Genomic DNA, 26,088 nt, shown 5'->3' on the forward strand with positions numbered 1-26,088 from the left:
GCCCGCATGCGCTCAGGACTCCCAGGCGCTCACGGCCACGGGCGCTCCGGCGAACTGCAGGAACAGTCTCTGATCGACCTCGGGAACGGTCGCGGCAGCGTGCTGCACCCGCACCACGGTGCCGTCCTCCAGGGCCACCGTGGTGCGCCGGTACGAGCCGAGGAAGCTCGTCGAGACCACGTCGACCGGGATGCCGGTGTCGCCGAACCTCAGGTCCTCCGGGCGCACGAAGACGATCGCGTCGCCCTCCTCGAACGAGGGGTCGACCAGCGGGAGCCGGGCGTCGCAGAGCTCGGCGAACCCGTCGCGCACCACACCGCGGATGCGATTGCTCGACCCTACGAACTCGGCCACGAACGGCGTCGCGGCCCGCGAGTAGAGCTCTTCGGGCGAGGCGATCTGCTCGATCCGGCCCGCGCGCATCACGGCGACCCGGTCGGCGACCGCGAGCGCCTCCTCCTGGTCGTGCGTCACGAACACCGTGGTGATGCCGAAGTCGAGCTGGATGCGCCGGATCTCCTCACGCAGCTGAACGCGCACCCGGGCGTCGAGCGCCGAGAGCGGCTCGTCCAGCAGCAGCAGCCGTGGTTCGGTGACGAGGGCGCGGGCGAGCGCCACGCGCTGCTGCTGCCCGCCGGAGAGCTCGTGGGCGTAGCGGCCGCCGAAGCCCCCGAGGCCCACCATCTCGAGGGCGTCACCCGCTCGCCGGCGCCGCTCGTCCGCGCCGACCCGGCGCATCCGGAGCCCGAACTCGACGTTGGCGAGGGCGGTCATGTGCGGGAAGAGCGAGTACGACTGGAAGACCATGCCGATGTCGCGCGAGCGCGCGGGGGTGGTCGAGACGTCGGCGTCGCCGATCAGCACCGTGCCGCTGGTGGCCGCCTCCAGGCCCGCCAGCACGCGCAGCGCCGTGGTCTTGCCGCAGCCGCTCGGGCCGAGCAGGGCCAGGAACTCGCCCGGGCGGATGGTGAGGTCGATGGCGTCGAGCGCGCGGTGGCCGCCCGGGAACTCTTTGACGATGCCGCGGAGTTCGACCTGGGCGCCGGTGGGGGTGGATGCGACCACCGCGGCCGGTGCGGAGGGGCCGGTCACGGTGCCGGCGGTCGTGAGAGTCGTCATGAGGAGGCTTTCTGTCGGGGGCTGCGGCCGATCCGGCCGATGGCGAGCAGCAGCACGAAGGCGAACACGAGCGCGAGCAGGGCGAAGATGATGGAGACGAAGGGATCGGCCTTGCTCACGATCACGAGCGAGGTCTGCAGGTTCACCCGGTTGAGCAGGGCCGCGATCGTGTACTCGCCGAGCACCACGGCCACCGAGATGAACGAGGCGGCGAGCAGGCCCCGCCGGATGTTGGGTACCACGATCCGCAGCAGGATGGTGGGCCAGCCCGCCCCGAGCGAGCGGGCCGCTTCGCTCAGGGTCACGACGTCGACGGCGGCGAGGTTGGTCTGGATGGAGCGGTAGGCGTACGGCAGCACGATCACGCCGTACGCGAAGGCGAGAGTCCAGACGCCGCTGCCGAACATCCGCGCGATCACCGAGTACACCGGCGCGAGGCCCACCACGATGACGATCGCCGGGATGGTGATGGGCAGCAGGCAGACGAACTCCAGCACCCGCTGCAGCTGCGGGAACCGGATGCGCACGAGCACCATCGTGGGCACCAGCAGCACGAGCATCACGGCCACGGTCGCCACGGCGAGGATGAGGGAGTTGCCGAGGCCGGTGAAGATCGGCTTGTACTCCCCCGTCAGCTGGCCGCCGAACACCGCTGCCCAGCGTGAGAAGTCGTAGCCGCCGCCGAGACCCTTGCGCAGCGTGAACTCGATCATCGCGACGATCGGGATGAGGAAGAGCGCGCCGATCACCCCCACGATGACCCAGCGGGTGGTGCGGGTGGGGCCGGGGTGGATGTCGTGCAGGCGATTGCTCGCGCTCACCGCTGCCACCTCGCCGCCCGGCGCATGAGCACCGAGTACAGCGCCATCACGAGCGTCATCACCACGATCATCCCGAGCGCGAGCGCTCCGGCGAGGTTCTCCCGCCCGAGCACGGTCTCGCTGGTGAGCGCGGCGCGGATCTGCAGCGGCACGATCTGCGAGCCCTGACTGGTGAGCGCGGCGGCCGTGGCGAACGAGGAGAAGGCGTTCGCGAACAACAGCAGCAGGCAGCCCGCGAACGAGGGGGCGAGCACCGGCAGGCCCACGTGCCGCCAGTAGCTCAGGCGGCTGCCGCCGAGCATCGCGGTGGCCTCGGCCCACTGCGGCTTGAGGCTCTCCAGCGCCGGCGAGAAGGTGATGATCATCAGCGGCACCTGAAAGTAGATGTAGGGCAGGATGAGGCCGGGCGCCTCGTAGAGCCACACGCCGTCGGCGAAGATGTCGACGCCGAACGTGTCGCGCAGGTACACGGTGACCATGCCCTGGATGCCGATGGTGGCCACGAAGGCGAAGGCCAGCATCACGCCGCCGAACTGGGCGAGCACGCCGCTGGCGGCATCCACCACCGAGCGCAGCGCGCCCGTGGGCTTCGCGCCGATCAGGGCGTAGCAGAACAGGGCGCCGACGACGGCGCCGATCACGGCGGTCAGCGCCGAGATCCAGAGCGAGTTGCCGAAGGTGTTCAGCACCACCGGGTCACCGAGCGCGGCCAGGTTCGACCAGGTGAATGCCCCGTCGCCATCCACGAGGCCGGTGAACAGGGCGATCGCGGTGGGCAGGGCGAGGAAGAGCAGGATGTACGCGGCGAAGGGCACGAGGCCCAGTGCGCCGGTGGAGCCGAGCGAGCGGATGCCCGCCCGCAGCCGCGCGCCCCGGGACAGGGTCGCTGTCCCGGAGCGCGCCGGCGCGGCGGCATCGGCCGCAGGCGCGACCGCTCGCGCTGAGGTCGTCGGCGTGAGCGTGTCGGCCATGATCGTCGGATGCGGTGCGGCCGGCCCTACTGGACCGCCGCCGCCCACTTCTCGCCCAGCAGAGCGGATGCGGCCGCGGCCTGGTCGGCGTCGGGAACGACGGTCTCGCCCGGCACGGTCGGCAGGGCGGCGAACAGCTCCTCGTCGATGGTGTCGGCCTCGGCCATCGCCTCGGCGCGCACGGGGCGGGCACCGCCGGCGAGCCACAGGTTCTGGGCGTCGTCGCTGTAGAGGAACTCCTGCCACAGGCGCGCGGCGGCCGGGTGGGGCGCATCCGCGTTCACGGCCTGGTTGTAGTAGCCGGCGTATCCGGTGCCGGGGAGGATGGTGACCTCCCAGTTGCGCTGGCCCTCGAGGCCCGCCGCATAGCCGACGTTGAGGTAGTCCCAGTCGAAGACCACGGGGGTCTCACCGCTCGCGATCGTGGCGGGGGTCGGGTCGATCTTCACGAAGTTCCCGGCCTTGTTCAGCTCGGAGAAGAAGTCGATGCCGGCCTGGAAGTCGTCGACCGATCCACCGTTCTGCACGGCGGCGAGGCCCACGGCGGCGAAGGCCGCACCGGCCTGGGTCGGGTCGCCGTTGATGGCGACCTTGCCCTTGTACTCGGCGCCCAGCAGGTCGTCGAGGCTCTTCGGCTCGGGCACCGCGTCGGGGTCGTAGCCGACGGCCATGTACCCGCCGTAGTCGCCCACCCAGAGTCCGCTCTGCTCCTTCAGCGCATCCGGGATGTCGGCCCAGGTGGCCACCTGGTAGGGGGCGAACGTGTCGGTGTTGGCGAGCGCGACGGCGGCGCCCACATCGAAGACGTCGGGGGCGGTGTCCTGCCCGGCCAGGTTGTCGGCGGCCTGGATCTCCTCGGCGCTGGAGGCGTCGGGGCTGGCTTCGTTGATGGTGATCTCGGGGTACTTCTCGGCGAAGGCGTCGAGCACGGCGCCGTAGTTGGCCCAGTCGCGCGGCAGCGCGATGACGTTGAGCGAGCCTTCGGCCTTGGCGGCCTCCTCGAGCCCGGCGAGTCCGCCGAACGCGTCGAGGCTGGTGGCGGTGGCCGCGTCGACGTCGGTTCCGGATGGTCCGGCGGCGGTGGCGTCGGCCGAGCAGCCGGTGAGGCCGAGGGCGAGGGCTGCGGCGACGGCGATGCCGGCCACGGCGATGCGCTTGGTGAGCACGGTGATTCCTCCAGGGTGGGCCGGCTCGCGGCCGCCCGCGCTGTGAGCGGGCAGTTCGGCGCCGCGGGTGCCGACACCCTGCACGGTAGGTCGGCCAGACGACCCGTCGCCGTCGCCCGGGTTACCGGATGGTGAACCTCCGGCGTATCCCCCGGATGCGGGGTGCACGGCCCGGCCGTCCCCGATGTCGGCGGCCCTCGGTAAGGTCGAACCCGATGGTCGACACGATTTCACCCGCACTGGCGCGACGGATCGCCCTGGCCGCCCAGGGCTTCGGGGTGCGCTCCGGCGCCGAGCCGGGCACCCGGCAGTTCAATCTGCTGCTGCGCCGCCTGGGCCTGCTGCAGATCGATTCGGTGAACGTCTACGAGCGAAGCCACTACCAGCCGGTGTTCGCCCGGCTGGGGCACTTCGACAAGACGCTGCTCGACAAGCTCACCTACGGCTCCGGGGTCACCGAGTACTGGGCGCACGAGGCCTCCTTCCTCCCCGTCGAGACGCTGCCGCTGATGCAGTGGCGCAAAGACGACTACCGCGAGTACTACGCGGCGCATCCGGATTCCTGGGGCGCCTCGAACGCCACCACCCTGGCCTGGCTGCTCGACGAGCTGGCGGCGAAGGGCCCGATGCGCGCGAGCGAGATCGAGCACGAGTCGAACAAGCGGCAGGGCCCGTGGTGGGGCTGGTCGGATGTGAAGCGCGGGCTCGAGACGCTGTTCCGGCAGGGCGACGTGGTGTCGGCCGGGCGGGTGCGCTTCGAGCGCGTCTACGCGCTGCCCGCGCAGGTGCTGCCCTCCGCGGTGCTCGACCGCTCGGTGCCGCGTGCGGAGGCCGTGCGCGAGCTGATGTCGATCTCGGCGCGCGCCCACGGTATCGGCACGGCGAGCGATCTGGCCGACTACTTCCGGTTGAAGCAGACGGATGCTCTCCCCGCCATCCACGAACTCGTCGAGTCGGGCGAGCTGCTGCCGGTCGCCGTTCCGGGCTGGACGAAGAAGGCCTGGCTGCACCGTGATGCGCGCCTGCCCCGCCGCATCGAGGCCTCCGCCCTGCTCTCCCCCTTCGACCCCGTGGTCTGGGAGCGCGAGCGGGCTCTGCGCCTGTTCGACTTCCATTACCGCATCGAGATCTACACCCCCGCGCCGAAGCGCGTCTACGGCTACTACGTGCTCCCGGTGCTCATCGACGACCGCCTGCCGGCCCGCATCGACCTCAAGAGCGACCGCCAGTCCGGAGTGCTCCGAGTGCAGTCCGCCTGGGCGGAGCCCGGCCTCCTCCCCGACGACATCCCCCGCATCGCGGCCCTCATCCGCCGATCCGCGCTCTGGCAGAACCTCCCCGGCGACATTGTCGTCGCCGACCGAGGCACCCTAGCCCCCGCCCTCCGAGCCGAACTAGCCCGCGCCTGACACCGCACATCCCGCCCGTGAGACCGCACATCCGTAAACGTGCCCCGACGGTGGTGGAGGGCCCGAAGTCTCAGGCCGTACTCGTTTACCCAAGGTGGGGGTGTGGCCGAACGGCCCGACCGCAGGCCGGGCCGTTCGACCGCGCCCCCACATGTCGCGCTGCGCCGGGCAGGGACCGGCGCAGCCCGGTCACGCCGAGCAAAGCCCGGCGCGACCGGCAGCTAGCATCCCAGCTAGAACTGCCCGCCCATTTGGTGGAGGCGCGCCACACGATCCGGGATAGGCGGGTGTGTGGCGAAGAGACGCGCCATCACACCGGGCTTGGAGGGGTCGGCGATCCACATGTGGGCCATCGAGGTGGACTGGCGCTGCATGGGGCGGCCGTAGGCGGCGAGCTTCTCCAAGGCACTGGCCAGGGCATCCGGATGCCGCGTGGTGAGTGCACCCGTCGCATCCGCCAGGTATTCGCGCTGGCGGGACACGGCGAGCTGCACGACGGTGGCGATCAGCGGCGCGATGATGATGGCGACCAGGCCGAACACCATGACGATCGGGTTGCTGTTGTTGTTGTTCCGGCCGAAGAACGCCATGCGCAGGAACATGTCGGCGATGAATCCCACCGCCACCACGAGCCCGAACACGATCATCGAGACCCGGATGTCGTAGTTGCGCACGTGACCGATCTCGTGGGCCATCACGCCCTCGAGTTCGGCGTCGTCCATGATGTCGAGCAGGCCGGTCGTGGCGGCCACGACGGCGTGCTGTGGATCGCGACCGGTGGCGAACGCGTTGGGCGCCGGGTCGTCGATGATGTACACCTTGGGCATCGGCGTGCCCGTGGTGATCGACAGGTTCTCGACCACCCGCCAGAGCCGCGGGTTGTCGCGCTTCTGGATCTCGCGGGCCCCGCTCATCACGAGCGCCTGCCCGCTGGCCGCGAAGTACTGGATGAGGGCGTAGCCGAGCGACACCACGACCGTGATGATCACGATCGAGAGGTTGCCGTAGATGTAGCTGGCCAGCCAGCCGAGCCCGCCGATGATCAGCAGGAACAGCAGGATGATGACGACGGTATTGCGCTTGTTCTTGGCTATCGCTGAGTACATGTACCGCTGTCAGGCTAGAACTGCACGCGCGGGGGCTCCGCGATCGCGGCGAGGTCGGAGACCTCGAAGAACTCGCGCTCGGTGAACCCGAGACGACGGGCGAAGACGTTGTTGGGGAACTGCTGGATCTTCGTGTTCAGCTCGCGAACGCCGCCGTTGTAGAAGCGGCGCGAGGCCTGCACTTTGTCTTCGGTGTCGACGATCTCGGCCTGCAGCTGCAGGAAGTTCTGGCTCGCTTGGAGCTGCGGGTACGCCTCGGCCACGGCGAAGATGCTCTTCAGAGCGGTCTGCATGTGGTTCTCGGCCACGGATGCCTCGGCCGGGCCCTGCGCGGAGAGCGTCTCGGCGCGAGCCTGGGTGACGTTCTCGAACACGGACTTCTCGTGCGCCGCGTAGCCCTTGACCGATTCGATCAGGTTGGGCAGCAGATCGGCACGCCGCTTGAGCTGCACCGTGATGTCGCTCCAGGCCTCGTCGACCCGCACCTTCAGCGAGACGAGCGAGTTGTAGGTCGCCCAGAGGTAGATGCCGATGATCGCAACGATCACGACGACGATGATTACCGGGATCAGCCATTCCATGGGGGAAGTATATCGGGGGTGCAGGCCGCGGTCAGGGGTGGTGAGGCACTCTCACAGGCTGTGGGCACCGGAACGGGCCGATACTCCGGGGAGCAGGATCACTTTGCCGTTGAGCGTGCGCGACTCCGCCAGCTCGAGAGCGGCAGCCGCCTCGGTGAGCGGGAATCGCGCGGCGATGTTGGCCGTGATGGTGCCGGCGCGCAGGAGTTCGAACACCTGGCCCAGGTCGGACTCGAGGTGGCGGCGGAAGCGGGCCGGACGATACCGGTGGCCCGCCCAGAGGTCGTAGAAGGTCGCCTTCCTGCCATTCGGCAGAGCGCTCCAGGCGAGCGCTTGCCCGATGGCTTTCAGGAAGGGCGAGACGAGAGGGCCCGTGCCGCTGACGGCGTCGAGGATGGCATAGGTGACGAGGGTGCCACCGCGTTTCAGAAGAGCGAAGGACGTCTTGGCGTTGTCTCCCCCGATGTTGTCGAAGACCGCGTCCACGCCGGCGGGCGCTTCCCGGCGAACGGCGGCAGAGAGGTTCGGGTCGGCGTAGTCCACCGGGATGACGCCGGCCTCACGCAGGGCTGCGTGGTGGCGCGGGGAGGCGGCGCCGATCACTGTGACGCCGTGATGCTGCGCGAGCTGGATCAGGATGCCGCCGACACCGCCGTTCGCGCCGAAGACGAGAACGGTTCCTCCGGGCTTCACCTTCGCGGCGCGATGCAGCATCTGCCAGGCGGTGACCCCGTTCACGACGACCGTCTCCGCCTCTTCGGGAGGGATGCCGGCGGGCACCACGACGCAGTCCCGGGCTTCGACGACGGCGTGGGTGGCCCACGCTCCCGTCTTGGTCATCGTCGCGACCCGCTGACCGATCAGCTGCGGATCGCCGCCCGACCCGATCGCGAGCACGCGGCCGACGAGGTCGTAGCCGGGCGTGAAGGGGAACTCCGGCTGCCCGAAATACCGGCCCCGGCGCATGGCCTGTTCGGCGAAGGCGATCCCGGTGGCTTCGACCTGCACCAGAAGCTGCCCCGAGCGGGGCGCGGGAGCGGGCTCCGAGACGATCTGGAGCCCGGACGGTTCGACGAGTCCCGGCAGGACGACGCGGGTGGTCGTGGTCATCATGACCTCATTTCTGCAACAGAACGTTGCTTAGTTAGTGGCATTCACATTAGTGAAGGGGTGTTACTCTGTCAATCGACGACGGGAGGGAATTCACGATGAGCGCACCGGTCAAGCCGACCAGACGCGAGGAACGGCGCATCCAGACCGTCCGGGAGATCAAACAGCTCGCCAGGGAGCAGATCAGGGAAGGGGGGCCGGATGCGGTGTCCCTGAGCGGCATCGTGCGGCAGATGTCGATGTCGCCTGCTGCTCTCTATCGCTATTTCGCCAACCGCGACGCGCTCGTGGCCGACCTCGTGGTCGATGCCTACAACGAACTCGCCGACTCGCTCGTCGAGCTCGAGCGGGAGGATGTGTCCGCCGACAGGCACCTCGACGAGGTCCTGCATGGCACCCGCACCTGGGCGCTTCGGAACCCCCAGGCCTATCAGCTGATCTTCCAGAGCAGAGCCGGGTCGGGTGAGGGCTTCGCCGCAGACCGCACCATCCCGGCCGCGTCCAGGAGCATGGCCGTGCTCGTCGACGCCCTCGCCGCGGTGACGGGCGGCAACGCCCGGCAGACCGAGCCGCGTCCGTCGCACGCCCCAGTCGCGAGGGAAGAGTCGTTCCGGGCCTGGGCGCAGCGCAGCGGTCTCAGCCGGTTCTCGACCGAGGTGCTGGCGCTGGCCTTCCTCACCTGGACCAGACTGCACGGGATCATCAGCCTGGAGGTGGGTGGGCACCTCGCGGCCACCGGCATCGGCGCGGAGATGCTCTTCGAATCCGAGGTGGCCACGATCCACCAGCAGGCCCGAGAGCTGCCACGGGCAGCACCGGAACCCGCCACCGACTGAACCCCCGCTCAACCGCCCGAAGGCCTCCTCACCGGGACAGGGTGAGGAAGCGGAGCCAGTGGTAGCTGTCTTTGGGGGTTCGGGTGAAGTCGTCGAAGTCGACGTGGACGAGGCCGAAGCGCTGGGTGTAGCCGGCAGCCCACTCGAAGTTGTCGAGGAGCGACCACACGTAGTAGCCGCGCAGGTCGATTCCGGATGCTGCGCCCCCGCCGGTGACGGCGTTCAGGGCCGCGTCGAGGTGGCCGGCCAGGTAGTCGATGCGGGAGCCGTCGTGCACGCGGGGGGTGCCGTTCTCGGGGTCGAGCTCGACGGCATCCGGGAACGAGGCGCCGTTCTCGGTGAGGTGGACCGGGGGCAGCAGGGTGCCGTAGCGGGTGGCGAGTTCGTCGAGGGCGACCGCGAGGAACTCCGGTGCGATCGGCCAGCCGAAGCCGGTGGTGGGGAATTCCGGCCACGGCGCCAGGTGGAACGGGAGCGACGACATCGCGGTGGAGCCGCCGTCCGGGGTCTCGGACGGGCCGGAACCGGCGGCGATGCGGGTGGGCATGTAGAAGTTGAGGCCGTAGAAGTCCAGCGGCGCCGCGATGAGCGCCAGGTCGGCGGGGTCGACCTCGGCGAGCGCCGTGAAGAGCGCCTCGAAGCCCTCGGGAGGCGTGGGGTAGTGCCCGAGCAGCACCGGGTCGGCGAAGACGCGGTTGTGCAGCACGTCGAACAGCTCGGCGAACACCACGTCGGGCTCGGCATCGGTGGCCGGCAGCACGGGGCTGTGCACGTTGACGATGCCGATCTCGCCGGTGACGTCGGCGGCGCGAAGGGCCTGCACGGCGAGGCCGTGCCCGAGCAGCTGGTGGTGGGCAGTCGGGAGCGCGTTGAACAGCCGTGTCGAGCCGGGCGCATGCACGCCGAGCGCGTAGCCCTCGAGGGTGACGGTGGCGGGCTCGTTGATGGTGACCCAGCGGTCGATGCGCGGGCCGAACCGCTCCCCCAGCTGGAACGCGAGGTCGCCGAAGCGCAGCGCGGTGTCGCGGTTGAACCAGCCGCCGGCCAGCTCGGTGGGCGTGTCCCAGTGGAAGATGGTGGCCATCGAGCCGATGCCCGCCTGCTCCAGCTGGTCGAGCAACCGCTCGTAGAAGTCGACGCCCGCCGTGCGGAGCGATCCCTTGCCCTCCGGCTGCAGGCGTGGCCAGGAGAACGAGAAGCGGTAGGAGTCGATGCCGAGCTCACGCATCAGGCCGACGTCTTCGGGCATCCGGTGCAGGTGATCCGTGGCGCGATCGGCCGTCGACCCGTCCAGGATGCGGCCCGGCTGGGCGCTGAAGGCATCCCACACCGACTCGCCACGGCCGCCCTCGTGCGTGCCGCCCTCGATCTGGAACGCACTGGTCGACACCCCGAGCACGAAGCCCTCGGGCAGGCGGCCGGCCAGGTCGCGAGCGCGCTCGCGCCGCTCCTCCGGAGGTACGGCGGAGGCGGTGGAGATGCGGCGGGAGTCTCGGGAGCGGTCGCCCGATCCGCCCGCGCCCTTCGACGATCCGGAGGGGGCCATCACGCTCCCAGCACGCGGTCGAGGTACGCGTTGGAGAACATCCGCGTGGGGTCGAGCCGGTCTCGCAGCTGCACGAACGAACCGTGCTGCGGATACAGCGCCGCCAGCGCCGCCGCATCGCGGGTGTGCAGCTTGCCCCAGTGCGGACGGCCGGCGTGCTCGATCATGATCTCCTCGACAGCTTCGAAGTACTCGGTGTGGTTCTCGCGGAAGTACCGGTGCACGGCCACGTAGCCGCTGTCGCGCCCGGAGGCGGTCGAGAGCCAGAGGTCGTCGGCCGGTGCGAACCGCACCTCGATCGGGAACGAGATCTTCCAGCCGCGCGAGCGGATCAGTTCGTCGATCGCCCGCAGCACCTCGGGCACGTCGGCCGCGGGAACCGCGTACTCCATCTCCCGGAAGCGTACCGTGCGCTTGGTGGCGAAAACGCGGTGCGAGGCGTCCGAGAACGAGCGGTCGCCCCAGAGCCGCTCGGCGAGCGCGTTCACGCCCGGCACGATCGCGGGCACCATGCGCCCGGCCGCACAGGTGGCGCGGAACACCCCGTTGGCCAGCAGGGTGTCGTCGACGAACGAGCTCCAGGGCGAGAGCGGCCGGGTGGCGACGGATGCCGGCTGCCGGGTGTTCGCCTTGGTGACGGCCGTGCGCGTGCCCGGGAACCAGTAGAACTCGAAGTGATCGGTGCCGGCGACGTGCGCGTCGAGGCCGGTGATGACCTCGTCGAGCGGATACGGGCGCTCCACCGCCTCGAGCACGAAGGCGGGAACGCACTGGAGGGTGACCTCCACGATGATGCCGAGGGCGCCGAGCCCCACCGCGGCGGCCGGCAGCAGCTCGGGGTTCGACGTCTCCGAGATGTGCAGCAGCTCGCCGTCGGCGGTGACCAGCGTGAGACCCACCACCTGCGTGGCGATGCCGCCGAGGTCGCGGCCGGTGCCGTGCGTTCCGGTGGAGATCGCGCCGCTGATCGACTGCTGGTCGATGTCGCCCATGTTCGCCAGGGCGAGCCCGTGCGGGCGCAGCAACCGGGGCAGGTCGAACAGACGGGTGCCGCCGAAGAGCGTGACGCGGCCGCGCTCGCGGTCGACCTCGGCGATGCCGGTGAGGTCGTCGAGCTCGAGCAGCACCCCCGTGGCCACGGCGATGCCGGTGAAGCTGTGGCCGGCCCCGACCGCCTTCACCCGGAGGCCCGTGCGCGCGGCCCCGCGCACGGCACGCTGCACGGCGGCCACGCTCACCGGCCTCTCGACCCGCACCGGCTTCACCGACTCGGTGCGCGCCCAGTTGCGCCAGGTGCCGTTCATCGCCGTCACAGGAAGGCCTTCCCCTCGCCGCGGTAGCTCGGCACGACGGCCACCACCTGCTCGTCGGAGACCACCTGGAACTCGTTCACGTGTTCGGCCAGCTCGCCGGATTTCGTGTGCCGCAGCCACACCCGGTCGCCCACGGCGAGCGCCGCCGCCCCGCGCCCGGAGAGCGGTGTCTGCACTTCGCCGGCCATCTCGCGGGCCTGCATCCGGGTGCCCCTGGGCCAGACGACCTCGGGCAGCCGGTCGGGGGCGGGCGGGCCGGAGGCGATCCAGCCGCCGCCGAGCAGGGTCGCCATGTCGGGCCGGGGTTTGCGCACCACCGGCAGCGCGAAGGCGGCCGCGGGTGCCGGGTGGAAGCGCGAGTAGGTGTCGAACAGGTGCCCGCCGAACAGTCCGCTGCCGGCGGCGATCTCGGTGACCGAGGGATCGGCGCCGGTCGATTCCAGCGACCCGGTGCCGCCGCCGTTCACGAACTCGAGCTCGGCGATCTTCCGCACCGCCGCCACAACCGCGCCGCGCCGGTCGCGCAGCTCCGCGGCGGAGCGCGCCTGCATCCAGTCGATCACCCGGCCCTGCCCGAACCCGGTGACCAGGTTGCCGCGGGGCCGGTTGCCGACCCCGGCGATCTGCGACTCGTACGCCATCATCCCCACCAGCGCGAAGCCCGGCCGGGCGACGACGGCGCGGGCCAGCGCGGTGGCCTGCTCGACGGTGTGGATCGGCGAGCGGAACACCCCGAGGCGGCCGAGCCCCGGTGCCGTGAAGGCCGCATCCAGTTCGAGGGCGACCCGGATGACCGCCCGCTGCGCCGGCGGCACGACCGCGTCGACCAGGTCGAGGTGCTCGGCCGAGTCGATCATCAGCGTCACCCGGGAGGCCAGCTTCTCATCGGCGGCCAGGGTGCGGATCGCGGCCCGATCGGTGCTCGGGTACCCGACGACGACGTCGTCGACGGTCTCGGCGAGCCACAGCGCCTCGGCGAGCGTGTAGGCGAGAACGCCGGCGTATCCGGGCAGCGCGAGCACCGCATCCTGAACCGCCCGCACCCGGATCGACTTGCTGGCCACCCGGATCGGCACGCCCCCCGCCCGGTGCAGCATCGAGCGGGCGTTGTGCACGAGCGCTTCGAGGCCGATCACGGCGACCGGGGGGTCGAGCTCGGCGGTCGCCGCCGTGAGGCCGCGCCAGTAGCGCTGCTCGTCGCGCCAGGCGCGCGGGTGCACGGAGTCGGCGGCGAGGTCCAGCAGCGGTGCGGATGCTGCATCCGTGGCCTTCTTCACGGCCGGGGCCTTCTTCGGGGTGGGGGTCATCGAACGCTCCTGACGCGGGAGACGGCGACCGCGCCGGCGAAGCCGAACAGGGCCGAGAGGAGGAAGAGGCCGGGAAAACCGCCCAGCCAGCTGACCACGGCGGCGCCGAGCAGCGGGGCGATCGCCTGCGGCACGGCCGTGGCGATGTTCATGATGCCGAGGTCTTTGCCGCGGGAGGCGGGATCCGGCAGCACCTGCGTGGCGAGTGCCTGGTCGACCGAGAGGAACGTTCCGTAACCCAGCCCGAGCAGGGCGGCCGCCACCATCGTCACCGTGAGCTCGGGCACGAAGGCCAGCAGCAGAGCCGCCACGGCCTGCAGCACGGCGGCGGCGAGCACGAAGATGCGGCGGCGGCCCAAGCGGTCCGAGAGGGCGCCGGCCACGATCGAGGCCACCACCACGAAGACCGTGTAGATGACGATCAGCAGCAGCAGGTCGTCTTCGGCGTTCGGATCGCGCAGCCCGAACATCAAGAAGTAGAGCAGCAGCGTGGTGCCGAGCGCGTTGCCGATGTTCACCAGGATGCGGCTGGTGAGGGTCCAGCCGAAGTCCGGATGGGCGCGTGGGCTGACCCACATGCTCTGCACGATCGCCCGCACGGTGAGCACCGGACGATCGGATCGGGCCAGCTGCGCATCCGGCATGACGAGGCAGAACGGCGCCACAAGCACGACGAGCAGCACGGCCATCGCCGTGTAGCCGAAGAACTGGCCGGTGAACAGGGTGGTGGCCAGCAGCACGCCGAGGATGAGGCCCACGGCCTGCGGCGCCGAGATGAAGCTCGAGACGAGGCCGCGCTGGTCGACCGGCACCTGGTCGGAGATGGCCGCGGTGAGGGCGGCGGAGAGCACGCAGAAGCCGATGATGGCGACGGTCCACCACAGACCGACTCCCGCGAGGCTGGACTGCAGGCCGAGCAGGAACAGCGCCACGGCGAAGAGCACGGCGCCGGCCGCGATCCACGGCCGGCGGCGGCCGAAGCGGGAGGTGGTGCGGTCGGAGAGGGCTCCCGTGATGGGGAAGGTGACCAGCGCGAACACGCCCGCGATGGCCGAGATCACCCCGAACGCCACCACGCTGTCGGTCCACTCGCCGCTGGTGACGTGCTGCTCCACCTGCAGAGGAAGCAGAAGCTGCACGGGCGTGAGCTGCGCCATCCAGACACCGAGCCAGCCGGCGCCGAACAGGGCGATCCACGCACCGCCGACCCGGCGCACCGGTTCGGCGAGGGCCTGCGGGGCGGCTTCGTCACGCTCGGTGGTCATCGCGAGTCCTTTCGGGTGATCGGCTTTCGGGTGATCGGCTTTCGTGGTGCTCGGCGGTCGGTGGGCGGATGCCGGTGTCGGTATCCGTATCCGTATCCGTATCCGTGTCGGTGTTCGGCACGGCTTCGGCGGCGAGCGCTCGGGCGGCGAAGCGGATGCTGCGGTCGGCCCGCTCGTCGTCGCCGTCGGCGAGCCACGCCAGCGTGATGCCGTCGGTGAACACCACCAGGTCGGCGGCGAGATCGGGCAGGGGCCTCTGCCACACGGCTCCGGTGCGCTGGGCGGCCTCGGCCAGCGATTCCGCGGCCAGGCTGCGGTAGCGCTCGTACTGCTTGGCGGCGAGCTCGCGCATGCCGGGGGTGCGGATGGAGTACTGGGTGAGCTCGAACATCGCGCGCTCGCGCAGCGGATCGGCGCGCACCTGGGCGAAGTAGCTGCGGAGGCCGAGTTCGAGCACGGTCTCGAGGCTGCTGCCCGATCCGCTCGTCACCTCGAGCACCACCTGCTGGCTGTCGACCACCTCGGCCACGAGCTCGGCAAGCAGCTCTTCGCGCGAGGCGAAGGCGTAGTGGAAGCTGGCGAGCTTCATGCCGGCGGCCTCGACGACCGCGCGGGTGGTCGCCCCGGCGACACCGTGCCGCGCTATCACGTCGAAGGCGGCGGCGAGCAGGCGGCTGCGGCGTTCGGCCACCGGCATGCGCGCCATGTGCTGCTCCTCGCTCGTGGCACGGCCACGCTCGTGCACCGCTCGCACGCCCGCCCAGCCGCCGAAGTGGGTCAGTTGACCCAGTTGCGTCAGTATGCCGCACGCCGGGCACGGCTGTACATCCCCACCTCCGAATTTCATGCGAAACGCCGGGAGCAGGGTGGTGCGGATCGCCGGCGGTCGTGCTGAATAGACGGAGGTGTCGGGTTCGCGTGCAGAGTGGGAGCAGACGTCGTCGCGACCTCGTGACGGCGGGGATCGGCGATTCCGGGGGCTGATCACCACGGCCCTCGCCCTCGTTCTCACGGGCGGATTCGTTCTCGCCGGAGCCGGTATGGCCGCCTGGGCGGCGCCGTCCGACACGGCTGTCCTCCCCGCGGCTGCTCCTAGCGAGGCGGCTGCGGCCGACGACACCGCTGCGCCCACCGAAGCGGCACCCACCTCGGCTGCCCCCACCGATGTGGCTCCCACAACCCCGGCGCCCTCCGAGGCCGCGCCCACTTCCGCTCCCCCCAGCGCGGCACCGCCCGAGACGCCCGACCCTACGCCCGTGCCGACGCCCGCCCCCGAACCCCCGGTCATCTCTTCCCCGGACGACGGCGCGCTGATCGACGGCAGCGTGGTCGTCGCCGGCACCGCCACCCCGGGCAGCACCCTGCAGATCCTGGCCGGCGGTTCCTCCGAACCGCTCTGCATCGTCACCGCGGATGCGTCGGGCGGCTACTCGTGCGACGCGAGCGGGCTGACGAGCTCGCCCGCGACGAGCATCCGCGTGATCGAGCTGGCCGGCTCCGGGAACGTCTCGAGCACCATCACCGTGCGCGTGCTGACCGCGCCGGTGGTGACCGGCGGGCCGCGCGGTGCACTCACCAACGCGGTCGTGCAGGGCACGGCCTATCCGGGAGCCGCTGTCACGGCGAGCACGGGCGATCTCGGCTGCACCGGAACGGCCGACGGATCGGGCGCGTGGTCGTGCCCGCTCTCCGGCCCGTCCGGCATCCGCGACGGCGACTACCGGGTGTCGGCCACGCAGACGACATCGTGGAGCGACGGGGCCTCGTCGCCCGAGGGCGCATCCGTCGCCATCCAGATCGACGCCACCGTGCCGGCCGCCCCCGTGCTGCTCTCGCCCGCCCCCGGAACCGTGCTGCCGCTGGCCGGCGCCGTGTTCCGCGGCACGGGCGAAGACGACGCCACCGTCTCGGTGTTCGCCGGCCCGCAGGTGCTCTGCGAGGCCGAGGTCGCCGGGGGTTCGTGGTCGTGCACGGCGGCGCCGGTGCCCGCCGGAACCTACAGCCTCGCGGTGCTGCAGCAGGATGCCGCCGGCAATGTGAGCGTGCAGAGCGGTCCGCTCTCGCTCGCCTTCCAGGCTGTGTCGCCCGGAACACCCACCCCCACCGCCACGAACACTCCCGGTTCCACCTCGCCGACCGCACCCGCAACCGGCCCGGCCGCCCCGCAGAGCCCTCAAGAGACCGATGGATCGGCGCCGGCGCCCCCGGGGTCCGGTCCCGGCTCGTCGGAGGGCGGTGGCACCGACCCGTCGGCCCCCGGTGACGACGGCGGCACCGCGACGCCTTCCGCACCCCCGGCAGGATCCGGCACCTGGACCGACGCGACGCGCTTCTCCGCCGCCTTGCAGCCTGCTCTCGGTGCGCAGGCGCAGTCCGTGTGGTGGATCGCCCTGGTGGCGGGGGTGCTCGCGCTGGCGCTGATCGCCCTGCCGAGCCGGCTGCTGAGCGCCTCGGTCGGAGCGAGCGTCGCCGCATCCGCTCGCCCGGGCGCCACCCGCACCGGCTCGGCCGGAGTGCACACCCCGCTGGCCGCGCTCGGGCGGCTGCTCGGCCGCAACCGCTCGCGGGTCGAGTACGACCGGGCGCCCGACGTACGGATCGGCCCGGCCCTGCGCGTGGCCGCGGCTCTCCTGGCCGCCGCGGCGATCGTGACGCTGTCCAGCCCCGTGCTCGGGCAGCCCGCCTACCTGCGCCTCTTCCTCGCGGTGATCGCCGCTCTCTTCGTGGTGAACGTGGTGGCGACGCTGGTACCCGCCGCCCTCGCCCGCCGCGTGTTCGGGGTCGTCGCCCGGCCGCGCCTCCGCCCGCAGCTGCTGGTGCTCGCCGCCGCGCTGGCGCTGATCTCGAGGCTGGCCGAGCTCGATCCGGTGCTCGTGTTCGGTCTCGTCGCCGGGCTGAGCGTCACCGGCGGCTCCACCGGGCGCTCGGCACGGGTCGGCCGCGGCACGGTCGCCACCCTGCAGGTGCTCTGTCTGCTCGTGCTCGGCGCCTTCGCCTGGCTGGCCGGGGGTGCGGCGGCCGGCACCCTCGCTGCCACCTCGGCCGGCGCATCCGGAGCCTCACCCGAGCTGTGGAGCACCGCCATCGCCGAGTTCACCAACGTCGTGACGCTCGCGTCGTTCGGCAGTGCCAGCGTGCTGCTGCTGCCGGTGGCCGGCTCGGCCGGTCGCCGCATCCTGGCCTTCTCGCCGGCCACCTGGGCGCTGCTCGCGCTCGCCTCCTACACCGCCCTGGCGATGCTGTTCGCGCCGTCGTTGATCACGGCGGCCGCCTCGGGCGCGCTCGTGCTGCCGGTGGTGCTCGCGATCGGCTTCGCCGCGATCTGCCTCTCGGTGTGGGCTTGGATGCGGTTCGTCGCCGACGACGACGACCCCGTTCTCGAGGTGTTCGGAGATGCGCCGGACCGGCAGTCCCTCTCCGCGCCGGTCGTAGGATCGAAGGGTGAATGACGCACAGAACCCGGCCGCGGCCGCATCCGACGACGAGCAGACCGGGATCGTGCGGCTGCCGGCCGAGCACGAGGCCGAGCATTCGCTGATCCCGCATCCGAGCGAGGAGCCGGGCGTCACCCCCGACGAGTTCAAGGCCGCGTTCCGCAACCATCCGGCGGGTGTCGCCGTGATCACCGCGGATGCCGGCGACGGGCCGGTCGCTCTCACCGCCACCTCGGTCTTCTCGGTGAGCGTGGCTCCGCCGTTGCTGGTGTTCTCGGTCTCGGAGCTCTCCTCCAGCACCCCCACCATCCGCCGGGCCGACACCGTGGTGGTGCACCTGCTCGGCGCCGCCCAGCTCGACATCGCGAAGCTCGGTGCCACCAGCGGCATCGACCGCTTCGCCGACACCTCGATCTGGGCGCGCCTGCCCACGGGCGAACCCTACTTCCCGGCAGCCCATGCCTGGATCCGCGGTCGTGTCGTCAACAAGATGGAGGCCGGCGGCTCCACCGTCGTAGCCGTGCAGGCCCTGGAGACGATGGCGCCCCCCGCGGGCGACCACGCGGCAGACGCCGACGAGGCCGAGCCCTTGGTGTATCACAACCGCACGTGGCACCGCCTAGGAGCCCACTCCAAGATCGACTGAACCACCAGCGAAGTCACCACGCAACGGGCCGTACTCGACGACCCAAGGTGAGCGTGTGGCCGACGGATGCGACCGCAGGCCGCGTCCGTCGACCGCACGCTCACATGTCGCGGCTCGCCGGGCAGGGACCGGCGAGCCCCGGGAGCGACGAGCGAAGCCCGGCGCCCCCGGCAGCTAGCACAGCCCCCTAGAGCTCAGCCCGCAACCGCGGCAAAATCTCGTTCCCGTAGAGCTCGATGAAGCGCTTCTGGTCGGCCCCCGGGCCGTGGAACACGAGGTGCCGGAACCCGAGGTCGAGGTACTCCTTGATGCGCGCCACGTGCTCGTCGGGGTCGGTCGACACGATCCAGCGCGAGGCCGCCCGTTCGATCGGCAGCTCGTCGGCGAGGCGCTGCATCTCGACCGGGCTGTGCACGGTCATCTTCTCCTCGGGGGTCAGCGCCAGCGGCGCCCAGTACCGCGTGTCCTGCAGTGCCCGCTCGCGGTCATGGTCGAACGAGACCTTCATCTCCATCAGGGTGTCGACCTCGCCCTCGGCGCGGCCGCCCTTCTCGATGCCCTCCGCCAGCGCCGGCAGCAGCGTGTCGGTGTAGAGCTCGCGGGCCTTGCCCGAGGTGGTGATGAAGCCTGAGGCCATCCGTCCCGCCAGTCGGGTGGCGGCGGGCCCGGATGCGCCGATGTAGATGGGAACCGGAGTGTCGGGGCGGTCGTAGATGGTGGCATCCTGCGTGTGGAAGTACTGCCCGTCGAAGGTGACCCGGTCTTCGCTCCACAGCTTTTCGATCAGCGTGATCGCCTCTTTCAGACGGGCGAACCGCTCCTTCATCTCGGGCCATTCGAACCCGAGGGCGACCTCGTTGAGCGCCTCACCCGATCCGACGCCCAGGATGACGCGCCCCGGGAACATCGACCCGAGCGTGCCGAACGCCTGTGCCACCACGCCCGGGTGGTACCGGAACGACGGGGTGAGCACCGATGTGCCCATGATGATGCGCTCGGTGCTGGCACCGAGTGCGCCGAGCCACGGCATCGCCGCCGGAGCGTGCCCGCCCTCGTGGTTCCACGGCTGCAGGTGGTCGGAGACGAAGATCGAGTCGAATCCGTTCTTCTCGGCCAGGATGCCGTACTCGAGCAGCTCGGTGGGGCCGAACTGCTCGGCCGAGGCCTTGTAACCGAAACGGATGGGCTGGGCTTGGTTCACGTGATCCTCGAGTCTCTCGGAGTGCCGATGAACCCAGTCTATTTGCGTGCGGTCAGGCGCGGATGAGCGCCACCGCCTCGTCGAAACTCTGCACCGGGGTCATCAGCAGCCCGACGTCGTCGGCCAAGGGCCCGGCGAGGCCGTCGGCGATCACGATCACGGCGGCATCCGCCAGCCGGCAGACCCGGATCTTGTAATTGATCGAGACCCGCTCCCCCGACCGCTGCTGGATGATCACCACATCGGTGGGGAAGGCCGGGCTGGTGAGCATCTGGCCGAGCGAGGCCGCCGCGATCTGCAGTTCGAGCTCCGGGACCGCCCGCAGCGCCTCGGATTTGGCTGCCAGCACGTCGGCGTCGGCATCGAACAGCCCGACGGTCGTCACGCGCCCCTGCGGCATCGGCGCCTCCCGGACGGGCCGATCCCCCGGCGGCAGGGAATCGCCTTGGTGCTCTGCGGGCCGGCGGACTGCCGGTCGATCTCTCACGCTACGGTGCGCTCGGGATGCCCGCACTACCGAATGTACTCACTTCCTGCGGATTCCCCACCCCTGCTCCGAACGATCAAGCTCCGGGGACGTCGGGCTTGCCGGGCCGCACTTCGGCGTCGTCGCGCACGTCGATGCGCGTGACACCGTTCGAGGTCTCGGTCACGTCGATGCGCGGCGCGGCATCCGCTTCGGTGGATTTCGGGGCGGCGGTGAGCTGATCTTCGCGCTTGTCGGCAGAACTGGTCATGTCGCCCAGTCAACTCCCCCGCGCCGTCCCGCGCACCCGCCGCGCCGTGCGCTCCGTGTGTCGTCGCACCCGCAGCAGCAGCGGAGATCTCCACGCCGAGGCACCGGACTCTCCGACGTATGATGAGGTGAGGAACTTCCGGGGGGATGTTGTGAGCGAAGACGAAAAGCCAGACGGTGTCGGTCGACGAGCCCTACTCATCGCTGGGGTGTCAACGGCAGCCACTGGCGCGGCCGTGCTGGCTTCCGCCCCGCAAGAAGCCACAGCGTGGGTGAAGCCCGTGGTGCGCGCCACAGTCGGTCTACCACTCGCGGCCGCAAGTGAGCCAGCACCGACGCCCCGAGATCTGACCTTCACCGTTGTGAGACCACCGCCCATCAACAGCACTGTGGTGTCAGGGCTGATGATCATCAAGAACGATGCCGACATCGCGGCCGACAATGTCCTGGGCTACGTCCGCAACGACACCGCCGTCGGGTTCGAGGTCGTCGGCTTGCGGTCAGTGGGCAGCTTTCCGCTCGCCGTGAGCGGCTCCACATTCACCAGCTCCAGCCCCTTGCCTCCCGGAGCGGAAGCTCGCGTCGCCGTCGACTACGCCTACACCGACGAATACGAACAGAAGCAGACCAGCGGGTACTTCGCTTTCTCTCTGAAAGCGGATGCGCCGTTCCGGAACACCGGTGACTACATCGAAGTCTTCCACGAGCAAGAAGTCGCCGACCCCCCACTGGTCGACAACTACCGGCCGTACATCTCTAACGATCCCTATCCCCGGCGCCCTGGTTCCGTGCTCAAAGGGTCAGCACGTTCGACGCAGTCCGTCCCCGAGCCGGATCACCTCGAGTTCACCTGGCTTCGTGACCTGCAGCCCATCCCCGGCGCTCATGGGATCTCCTACACTGCCACCGAGGATGACGTCGGCCACCAGATCTACTTCGCTGTCGCCTACTCCAAGGCGGGGTACACCACCTCGCACAGCCATAGCGAAGGAGTACCGATCGGACCCGGGCCGGGATGGTGAAGCCGGTATCACTACTGGGACTCGAAAGCTAGTCCGGCCCGCTAGATGACGCGTGAGTCCCAACATCCGCGTGATCACGGGGCGCAAGAGATGCACTTGAGTAGTTGCGCGCGGCTATGACCTTTCGAGGTGTGTCCAAAACACGGACCTGTCCGAGGCTCGCGATGAAGAGCGGGTCCCGGGACCGCATTCCTCCCGGCGGTTCAAAGGCCGGGAGTCTAGTGACTCGCCCGCCTCACGTCACAGGTCTCAGATCGTGATCGGGGCGGAGGTGAGGATGCTCACTCGGCTAGCGAAGCCCCTACCTCGTCGGGAGACTTGCCCAATGAAGGCCGAGCCACGCGTTTAGTTCCAGTAGCGCTGATGTTCCACCCGTCCGGACGAAGCTGCCGCTAGGACGGTGTGGCGGCGGCGCCAAGGAGGACGGGGAAAAACCCGTTGGTCCCGCCCGACGCTACATACAGCTTGCCGTCGGTTCGCCCAGCAACCTGCACATCAGCACCTTGTCCGAACGCCGTCGAGAAGCTGTACTGGTTGGTGATTGCCGAGTCGATGTTGTTACCCACACAGGTGAAGTTCTTCAGCGCACCACTTGTCTTGATGCCGATAACGCCAGAAGAACCTCCGTCTGAGGCTCCGAGAGTGACAAGGTTGCCGATCAGCGACACATTGTCGGGCCGAATAGTCGCCGCACCCACCGTGTTGGGCTGAACGAGAATTGCGGCTCTATACACATCAGGAAGGGTTCTCCTCACGGTTGCGGGCTGTCCCGACGTACTGACTGCGTAGGCCGGCGTGCCCGGCACATATGGGTCCGAAGTCGTTCCGGTACCCGTCTGAGGGTGATACGTGTAGGGCTCGTCCTTCTCTACTTCCGTTCCCCCGCTTGTGGGCGTTATCGAAGCGTCACCCACCCTGATGCTTCCCGGGCCGAGATTGACGAACGTGTAGGGAACCGAGCCCGAGTAGACGAACGTCGCGGTGGTCCCAACGACGGTCGTTCGGACGATACCGCCAGCGGGATTCCGGATCTTGTTTCCGATCACCAGGACGTCAGAGACGCCCTCGACGCTGATGCCGTTTCGGTCGGTGCCGACGATGTGGTTCCCCGAGACGATATGGTTTCCGACGGTGTATCCGCCACTAGCCACAGCGTCGGGGCGTGCGTGCACGGCGATTCCGATGTCGTTGAGAGACTGCAGCCGCGGGTTGTCGATCACGCTGCAGGAACGCGACGCACCGAGGTAGATACAAACCTGGTTCGTGGTGGCTCTCGTGCCCGACACGACGACGCCTACACATCCGCCGGCGATCATCACCGCAGTGTCATCCGACTGCAGGACGACATTGTCTCGAACGGTTCCACCGGTGACACCCGAGTAGTAGATCGCCGTCCACGGAGGGGTATCCGCCGAATAGCGCTCGATCTCGTCAAACGTGTTCCCATCGCAAGAGACGTTCTCTGATCCGAGGTCGCTTCCTTCACTTGTGGAATCGTTCCGGGCTACTTCAATCGCAACATTGCGATGCGAGCCCGCGAAGTGGTTGTGGGAAATCGTGATGTCGCTCGATATGCCGCGAGGCGAAGTATCGACGGCTGATCCCGACTGAATCTGCACAGACCTCGCACCGTTGATGATGGTCATTCCGGTTACCGACACATTTTGGGAGTTTCTTATTCTGATCCGGTTCGATCTCTCCGTGTTTCCTGCCGCCGGCCCGGCGTCGAGTGTTCCGCCGCCGGTCACGTGAGTGTTCCGACACCCATCGAAGAAGATCAGATTGGAGGAGCTCGTGCTCTCCTTGGCTAGCGCCCCACCGTGCTCGATGACAAGCGTCACGTTGTCTGCACCCACGTACGCCCCCGTTGTCACAATTCGCTGGCCGGTCAGGATGATCAGATTTCCACCACCTGCGTCGGACAAATTGAGAGCGGCCGTGTTGAGCGCGACCTGTTGCGGATTTGCGGATGTGGTATTCGCTACGACGCCGTGCTCTGTAGCAACCCAATTCGGCATATACTTTTCCCCCGCTAGAAATCGACCTGATTCGAGCAGCGACCCCTCCGCTGACGGTTGCAATCTACACGCGTAGGGCTCACCATTGCGAGAGGCAAAATTGCCGCCGCTCCCAAATGCTCACGATCTGAGCGAACGCCTGGACCGAGGCGGGCTTGGCTGGCGTATCGCCTGGGTGCAGCTCGGCGCCGAACGCGTCAGCCGTCAGCGAAACTGGCCGTGGGCGCGTCAGGACGTTTTCAATCGCGTGCAAGACGACTTCAGTCGCTATGCTCGCTTCACTAACATGAGGAGACTGATGAGCTTCAGCGACGCGTTCGAGGCCATGAACCGCAACGACATCTTCACGGAAGAGATGATCGAAGCCGAGGCCCAGGATCTAGCGAACCGTGTGCGCGACAACGGTGCACCGATCGCGCAGGCCGAACTGGAGCTCGAGCAGCACAACCCCGGTCTAGCGGCGAGGGTGCGTGCCCGCGCTACGGACATCCTCGCCGGGCAGTGACAGCGATGTAATCGACAGGGGACGCTGCGAAGCGACCCCGGTCCGACATCAGATCGTAGCTGGAAGATGCACGTCGATAGTATGTCTCGCAGCCAGAGCAGCGCGTATCAGTCGCTGGCCCTGGGCGGCGTGTAAGTGACCCGTGGAACGAGGTGACCGTCTGGCCCCAACGGGAGCATGAAGGTGGCCGCAGTAGGGGTGGGCGGATGGCGCTGAGCCTGATCCGCCTCAGGTACCCCTAAGCCGGCGAACGGTCTGATGTCCAGTAGGTCTCGAAGTCGCTTCGCCTTCCGACGGTCGTTTCGAGTGTTCCACTCCCACAAATCTGCTGCTCTACAGACGTCCTCGACGTACAGGTCGACCTGCAACTGAAGTTGCGAGTCGACGAGGTTGCAATGTGCCGAGCTACCGTTAGGTGGGGGCGGATTGAATTGGAAGCTGTCTAGCGTGTCTCGGGCCCTTTGGCTTGTGATGTCGACTGTGCCATTGTGCAGCATCGAGCAGCGCAACGCGTAGACGTCGTCTCCGCTCAGAAAGTCAGCGCCGCCATAACGGTAGATGGGCCCGACCCATTGGTTCCACCATGCCGCGTACTTCCTGCCATCCGTCTTACCGTTCGTGGCGTCGATGGAACTGCAAATGTCCGGAATCGCCATCGCGAGAACCAATGCGGCCGTCCAGTTGTGTTCGAGGATGGCCGCACGGGCAGCATGAATGATCTGCACGAGGATCACGCTAGCGCCAACAAACACACAGGGGGCCCGGCAGGGTACCGATCTACCAAAAATGAGCCCCCGGCCGACCCGTGAGGACCGAGCAGGGGGCTCAGTTGCTTGATCGTCAAGCGGCGTCGCCCTTGGCGGGTACGTTTGGGGACAGGACCCGTGAGCTGAAAGATGCCGACCAGTCCGGCGATGATGAAGCCGGGGCTCGATTATTTTGTAACGCGCTCGTAACCCGTGGTTAGGAAACGAGACGTACAGTCTCATTCATGCCGTCGACGTCGATTCGTCGCCGGAAGCGACGCCACACCCGCTACTACCCTGACGCTCGGGTCGAGAAGCTGCAGCGCATCGGAGTAGGTCTACTCCTGGTGGTTTGCGCAGCGCTGGCTGTGGGTCTTGCGTGGGCGGCCGTCACAAACCGGTGACGGCACGCCTCGGCACGTAGCCGAGGCCGATCTTCGTCAGCCACGCGTTCAGCACCGGGTTGGCCATCAGCCGAGCGACGAGCCGCATCAGCAGCGCGGTGGCCACGACGATCCCGTTGAGGACCACGAAAGTCCAGTCAGGGATGACGAAGTCGGCCTGCTCCTTCAGGGTCTGCAGGATGATCGCCGCGGCGACATTGACGATCGGGACGAGGACCACGAGCGCCTGCACGCCGGTGCGGAGGGCCTGCTGGGTCTTGAACCAGATCTCGGGGACGGTGGTGGTGTCGATGTACGTCATGCTGTCTTCGACCTCGGCGATGTCGGCCGGGGCGAGGTTGGGGCCGGCCGAGTCGCCGGTCCGTGTCCAGCAAGCGAGCAAGAAATTGCTCCGATCTCCCTACATCCGCGGAAATAAGCGGATCTGCGCGACGCGAAAGACGTACCCCCACTGGGACTCGAAGCATGTTTCAACACCTTAGACGCCGGGCCAAAAGCACGAGACGCCCCTGATTTCAGGCTTTTTGGATCACTGCAGTCAGGCTGAATCAGGTCTAATTCGCATGGCTTGTGGGTGAATTGTGGGTGCGGCTGAATTCCAAAGCTCGCCGAGATTGGATCAGTTGACGGTTGCTCAACTAATTTTAAACAGAGCTCTCCCTTCCGACGGAGGTGGTGTTTTTTGAGCTAGTCGCGCTTGCGCGGGCGGTCAAGTCCCGTGGAGTGGTGTAACGAACATTCTTCGAGAATGAGCTTGGCTACGCAGTCAACGTGAGGGGTAGTTCCACAGCCACCTCCTCAGCAACGTTGTCCGTGATGAGGCGAA

24 protein-coding genes are annotated in these 26,088 nt (G+C 68.8%); 6 read left to right on the forward strand and 18 right to left on the reverse strand.

Going from position 1 to position 26,088, the window contains the following annotated elements:
• Positions 1 to 12: 12 nt before the first annotated feature.
• From Q0D75_RS15250 to Q0D75_RS15265, 4 genes are read right to left on the reverse strand one after another with little or no spacing between them, the layout of a single operon-like run.
• Positions 13 to 1,119 carry an ABC transporter ATP-binding protein gene (locus Q0D75_RS15250; RefSeq protein ID WP_291055178.1) on the reverse strand — a complete coding sequence of 369 codons (1,107 nt, stop codon included), beginning with the start codon at positions 1,117 to 1,119 and terminating at the stop codon, positions 13 to 15.
• Positions 1,116 to 1,940 (reverse strand): ABC transporter permease subunit, encoded by an 825-nt coding sequence (locus Q0D75_RS15255; RefSeq protein WP_291055181.1) that lies wholly within the window; start codon positions 1,938 to 1,940, stop codon positions 1,116 to 1,118. The genes Q0D75_RS15250 and Q0D75_RS15255 overlap by 4 nt, the downstream gene beginning before the upstream one ends.
• A complete protein-coding gene (locus Q0D75_RS15260; RefSeq protein WP_291055184.1) occupies positions 1,937 to 2,911 on the reverse strand; it encodes an ABC transporter permease subunit in 975 nt (324 codons plus the stop codon). Before Q0D75_RS15260 ends, Q0D75_RS15255 begins: the two co-directional genes overlap by 4 nt.
• A 26-nt stretch (positions 2,912 to 2,937) precedes the next feature.
• A complete protein-coding gene (locus Q0D75_RS15265; RefSeq protein ID WP_291055253.1) occupies positions 2,938 to 4,083 on the reverse strand; it encodes an ABC transporter substrate-binding protein in 1,146 nt (381 codons plus the stop codon).
• Between the two features lie 209 nt (positions 4,084 to 4,292).
• Between Q0D75_RS15265 and Q0D75_RS15270 the strand changes: the two genes are divergently transcribed.
• Positions 4,293 to 5,486 (forward strand): crosslink repair DNA glycosylase YcaQ family protein, encoded by a 1,194-nt coding sequence (locus Q0D75_RS15270; RefSeq protein ID WP_291055187.1) that lies wholly within the window; start codon positions 4,293 to 4,295, stop codon positions 5,484 to 5,486.
• Positions 5,487 to 5,719: 233 nt separating this feature from the next.
• Here Q0D75_RS15270 and Q0D75_RS15275 read toward each other — a convergent pair whose 3' ends face one another.
• The 3 genes from Q0D75_RS15275 to Q0D75_RS15285 are packed head-to-tail and all read right to left on the reverse strand — an operon-like array spanning position 5,720 to position 8,283.
• Complete coding sequence (locus Q0D75_RS15275) at positions 5,720 to 6,592, reverse strand: M48 family metallopeptidase (protein ID WP_291055190.1); 873 nt, start codon at positions 6,590 to 6,592, stop codon at positions 5,720 to 5,722.
• Between the two features lie 14 nt (positions 6,593 to 6,606).
• Positions 6,607 to 7,173, reverse strand: a complete 567-nt coding sequence (locus Q0D75_RS15280; RefSeq protein WP_291055193.1) for a LemA family protein — start codon at positions 7,171 to 7,173, stop codon at positions 6,607 to 6,609.
• Positions 7,174 to 7,224: 51 nt separating this feature from the next.
• Positions 7,225 to 8,283, reverse strand: a complete 1,059-nt coding sequence (locus tag Q0D75_RS15285) for a medium chain dehydrogenase/reductase family protein (protein WP_291055196.1) — start codon at positions 8,281 to 8,283, stop codon at positions 7,225 to 7,227.
• 98 nt (positions 8,284 to 8,381) lie between these two features.
• Between Q0D75_RS15285 and Q0D75_RS15290 the strand changes: the two genes are divergently transcribed.
• Complete coding sequence (locus tag Q0D75_RS15290) at positions 8,382 to 9,119, forward strand: TetR/AcrR family transcriptional regulator (protein ID WP_291055199.1); 738 nt, start codon at positions 8,382 to 8,384, stop codon at positions 9,117 to 9,119.
• 28 nt (positions 9,120 to 9,147) lie between these two features.
• On the opposite strand, the gene Q0D75_RS15295 is transcribed toward Q0D75_RS15290, so the two are convergent.
• Genes Q0D75_RS15295 through Q0D75_RS15315 form a run of 5 tightly spaced genes read right to left on the reverse strand, consistent with a single transcriptional unit; the run spans position 9,148 to position 15,256 of the window.
• Positions 9,148 to 10,665: a family 1 glycosylhydrolase gene (locus Q0D75_RS15295; RefSeq protein WP_291055202.1), complete on the reverse strand. Its 1,518-nt coding sequence runs from the start codon at positions 10,663 to 10,665 to the stop codon at positions 9,148 to 9,150.
• Positions 10,665 to 11,978 (reverse strand): D-arabinono-1,4-lactone oxidase, encoded by a 1,314-nt coding sequence (locus Q0D75_RS15300; protein ID WP_291055205.1) that lies wholly within the window; start codon positions 11,976 to 11,978, stop codon positions 10,665 to 10,667. The genes Q0D75_RS15295 and Q0D75_RS15300 overlap by 1 nt, the downstream gene beginning before the upstream one ends.
• Complete coding sequence (locus tag Q0D75_RS15305) at positions 11,975 to 13,285, reverse strand: alanine racemase (RefSeq protein ID WP_291055208.1); 1,311 nt, start codon at positions 13,283 to 13,285, stop codon at positions 11,975 to 11,977. The genes Q0D75_RS15300 and Q0D75_RS15305 overlap by 4 nt, the downstream gene beginning before the upstream one ends.
• Positions 13,282 to 14,550: an MFS transporter gene (locus Q0D75_RS15310; RefSeq protein ID WP_291055212.1), complete on the reverse strand. Its 1,269-nt coding sequence runs from the start codon at positions 14,548 to 14,550 to the stop codon at positions 13,282 to 13,284. The genes Q0D75_RS15305 and Q0D75_RS15310 overlap by 4 nt, the downstream gene beginning before the upstream one ends.
• Entirely contained in the window at positions 14,534 to 15,256 is a 723-nt protein-coding gene (locus tag Q0D75_RS15315; RefSeq protein WP_291055215.1) for a helix-turn-helix domain-containing protein, read from the reverse strand. Before Q0D75_RS15315 ends, Q0D75_RS15310 begins: the two co-directional genes overlap by 17 nt.
• Positions 15,257 to 15,590: 334 nt before the next feature.
• On the opposite strand from Q0D75_RS15315, the gene Q0D75_RS15320 reads away from it, so the two are divergent.
• Entirely contained in the window at positions 15,591 to 17,999 is a 2,409-nt protein-coding gene (locus tag Q0D75_RS15320) for an Ig-like domain-containing protein (RefSeq protein WP_291055218.1), read from the forward strand.
• A complete protein-coding gene (locus Q0D75_RS15325; RefSeq protein ID WP_291055221.1) occupies positions 17,992 to 18,630 on the forward strand; it encodes a flavin reductase family protein in 639 nt (212 codons plus the stop codon). The genes Q0D75_RS15320 and Q0D75_RS15325 overlap by 8 nt, the downstream gene beginning before the upstream one ends.
• Positions 18,631 to 18,817: 187 nt before the next feature.
• Here Q0D75_RS15325 and fgd read toward each other — a convergent pair whose 3' ends face one another.
• From fgd to Q0D75_RS15340, 3 genes are all read right to left on the reverse strand, one after another.
• Positions 18,818 to 19,831 carry a glucose-6-phosphate dehydrogenase (coenzyme-F420) gene (fgd, locus tag Q0D75_RS15330; RefSeq protein WP_291055224.1) on the reverse strand — a complete coding sequence of 338 codons (1,014 nt, stop codon included), beginning with the start codon at positions 19,829 to 19,831 and terminating at the stop codon, positions 18,818 to 18,820.
• Between the two features lie 52 nt (positions 19,832 to 19,883).
• Positions 19,884 to 20,231 carry a hypothetical protein gene (locus tag Q0D75_RS15335; protein ID WP_291055227.1) on the reverse strand — a complete coding sequence of 116 codons (348 nt, stop codon included), beginning with the start codon at positions 20,229 to 20,231 and terminating at the stop codon, positions 19,884 to 19,886.
• Between the two features lie 163 nt (positions 20,232 to 20,394).
• Positions 20,395 to 20,568 (reverse strand): multidrug transporter, encoded by a 174-nt coding sequence (locus Q0D75_RS15340; RefSeq protein WP_291055229.1) that lies wholly within the window; start codon positions 20,566 to 20,568, stop codon positions 20,395 to 20,397.
• 403 nt (positions 20,569 to 20,971) lie between these two features.
• Between Q0D75_RS15340 and Q0D75_RS15345 the strand changes: the two genes are divergently transcribed.
• Positions 20,972 to 21,589, forward strand: a complete 618-nt coding sequence (locus Q0D75_RS15345) for a hypothetical protein (protein ID WP_291055232.1) — start codon at positions 20,972 to 20,974, stop codon at positions 21,587 to 21,589.
• 392 nt (positions 21,590 to 21,981) lie between these two features.
• On the opposite strand, the gene Q0D75_RS15350 is transcribed toward Q0D75_RS15345, so the two are convergent.
• Complete coding sequence (locus tag Q0D75_RS15350) at positions 21,982 to 23,607, reverse strand: right-handed parallel beta-helix repeat-containing protein (RefSeq protein WP_291055234.1); 1,626 nt, start codon at positions 23,605 to 23,607, stop codon at positions 21,982 to 21,984.
• A 298-nt stretch (positions 23,608 to 23,905) separates the two neighbouring features.
• Here Q0D75_RS15350 and Q0D75_RS15355 point away from each other — a divergent pair, with 298 nt between their 5' ends.
• A complete protein-coding gene (locus tag Q0D75_RS15355; RefSeq protein ID WP_291055237.1) occupies positions 23,906 to 24,112 on the forward strand; it encodes a hypothetical protein in 207 nt (68 codons plus the stop codon).
• Between the two features lie 107 nt (positions 24,113 to 24,219).
• Here Q0D75_RS15355 and Q0D75_RS15360 read toward each other — a convergent pair whose 3' ends face one another.
• Together Q0D75_RS15360 and Q0D75_RS15365 are read right to left on the reverse strand one after the other, a co-directional pair.
• Positions 24,220 to 24,846, reverse strand: a complete 627-nt coding sequence (locus Q0D75_RS15360; RefSeq protein ID WP_291055240.1) for a hypothetical protein — start codon at positions 24,844 to 24,846, stop codon at positions 24,220 to 24,222.
• 402 nt (positions 24,847 to 25,248) lie between these two features.
• Positions 25,249 to 25,644, reverse strand: coding sequence for a hypothetical protein (locus Q0D75_RS15365; RefSeq protein WP_291055243.1), 396 nt, complete (start codon positions 25,642 to 25,644; stop codon positions 25,249 to 25,251).
• Between the last annotated feature and the right edge of the window lie 444 nt (positions 25,645 to 26,088).

Source organism: Herbiconiux sp. (genome assembly GCF_023264855.1).
In the GTDB taxonomy this organism is placed as follows: Bacteria; Actinomycetota; Actinomycetes; order Actinomycetales; family Microbacteriaceae; genus Herbiconiux.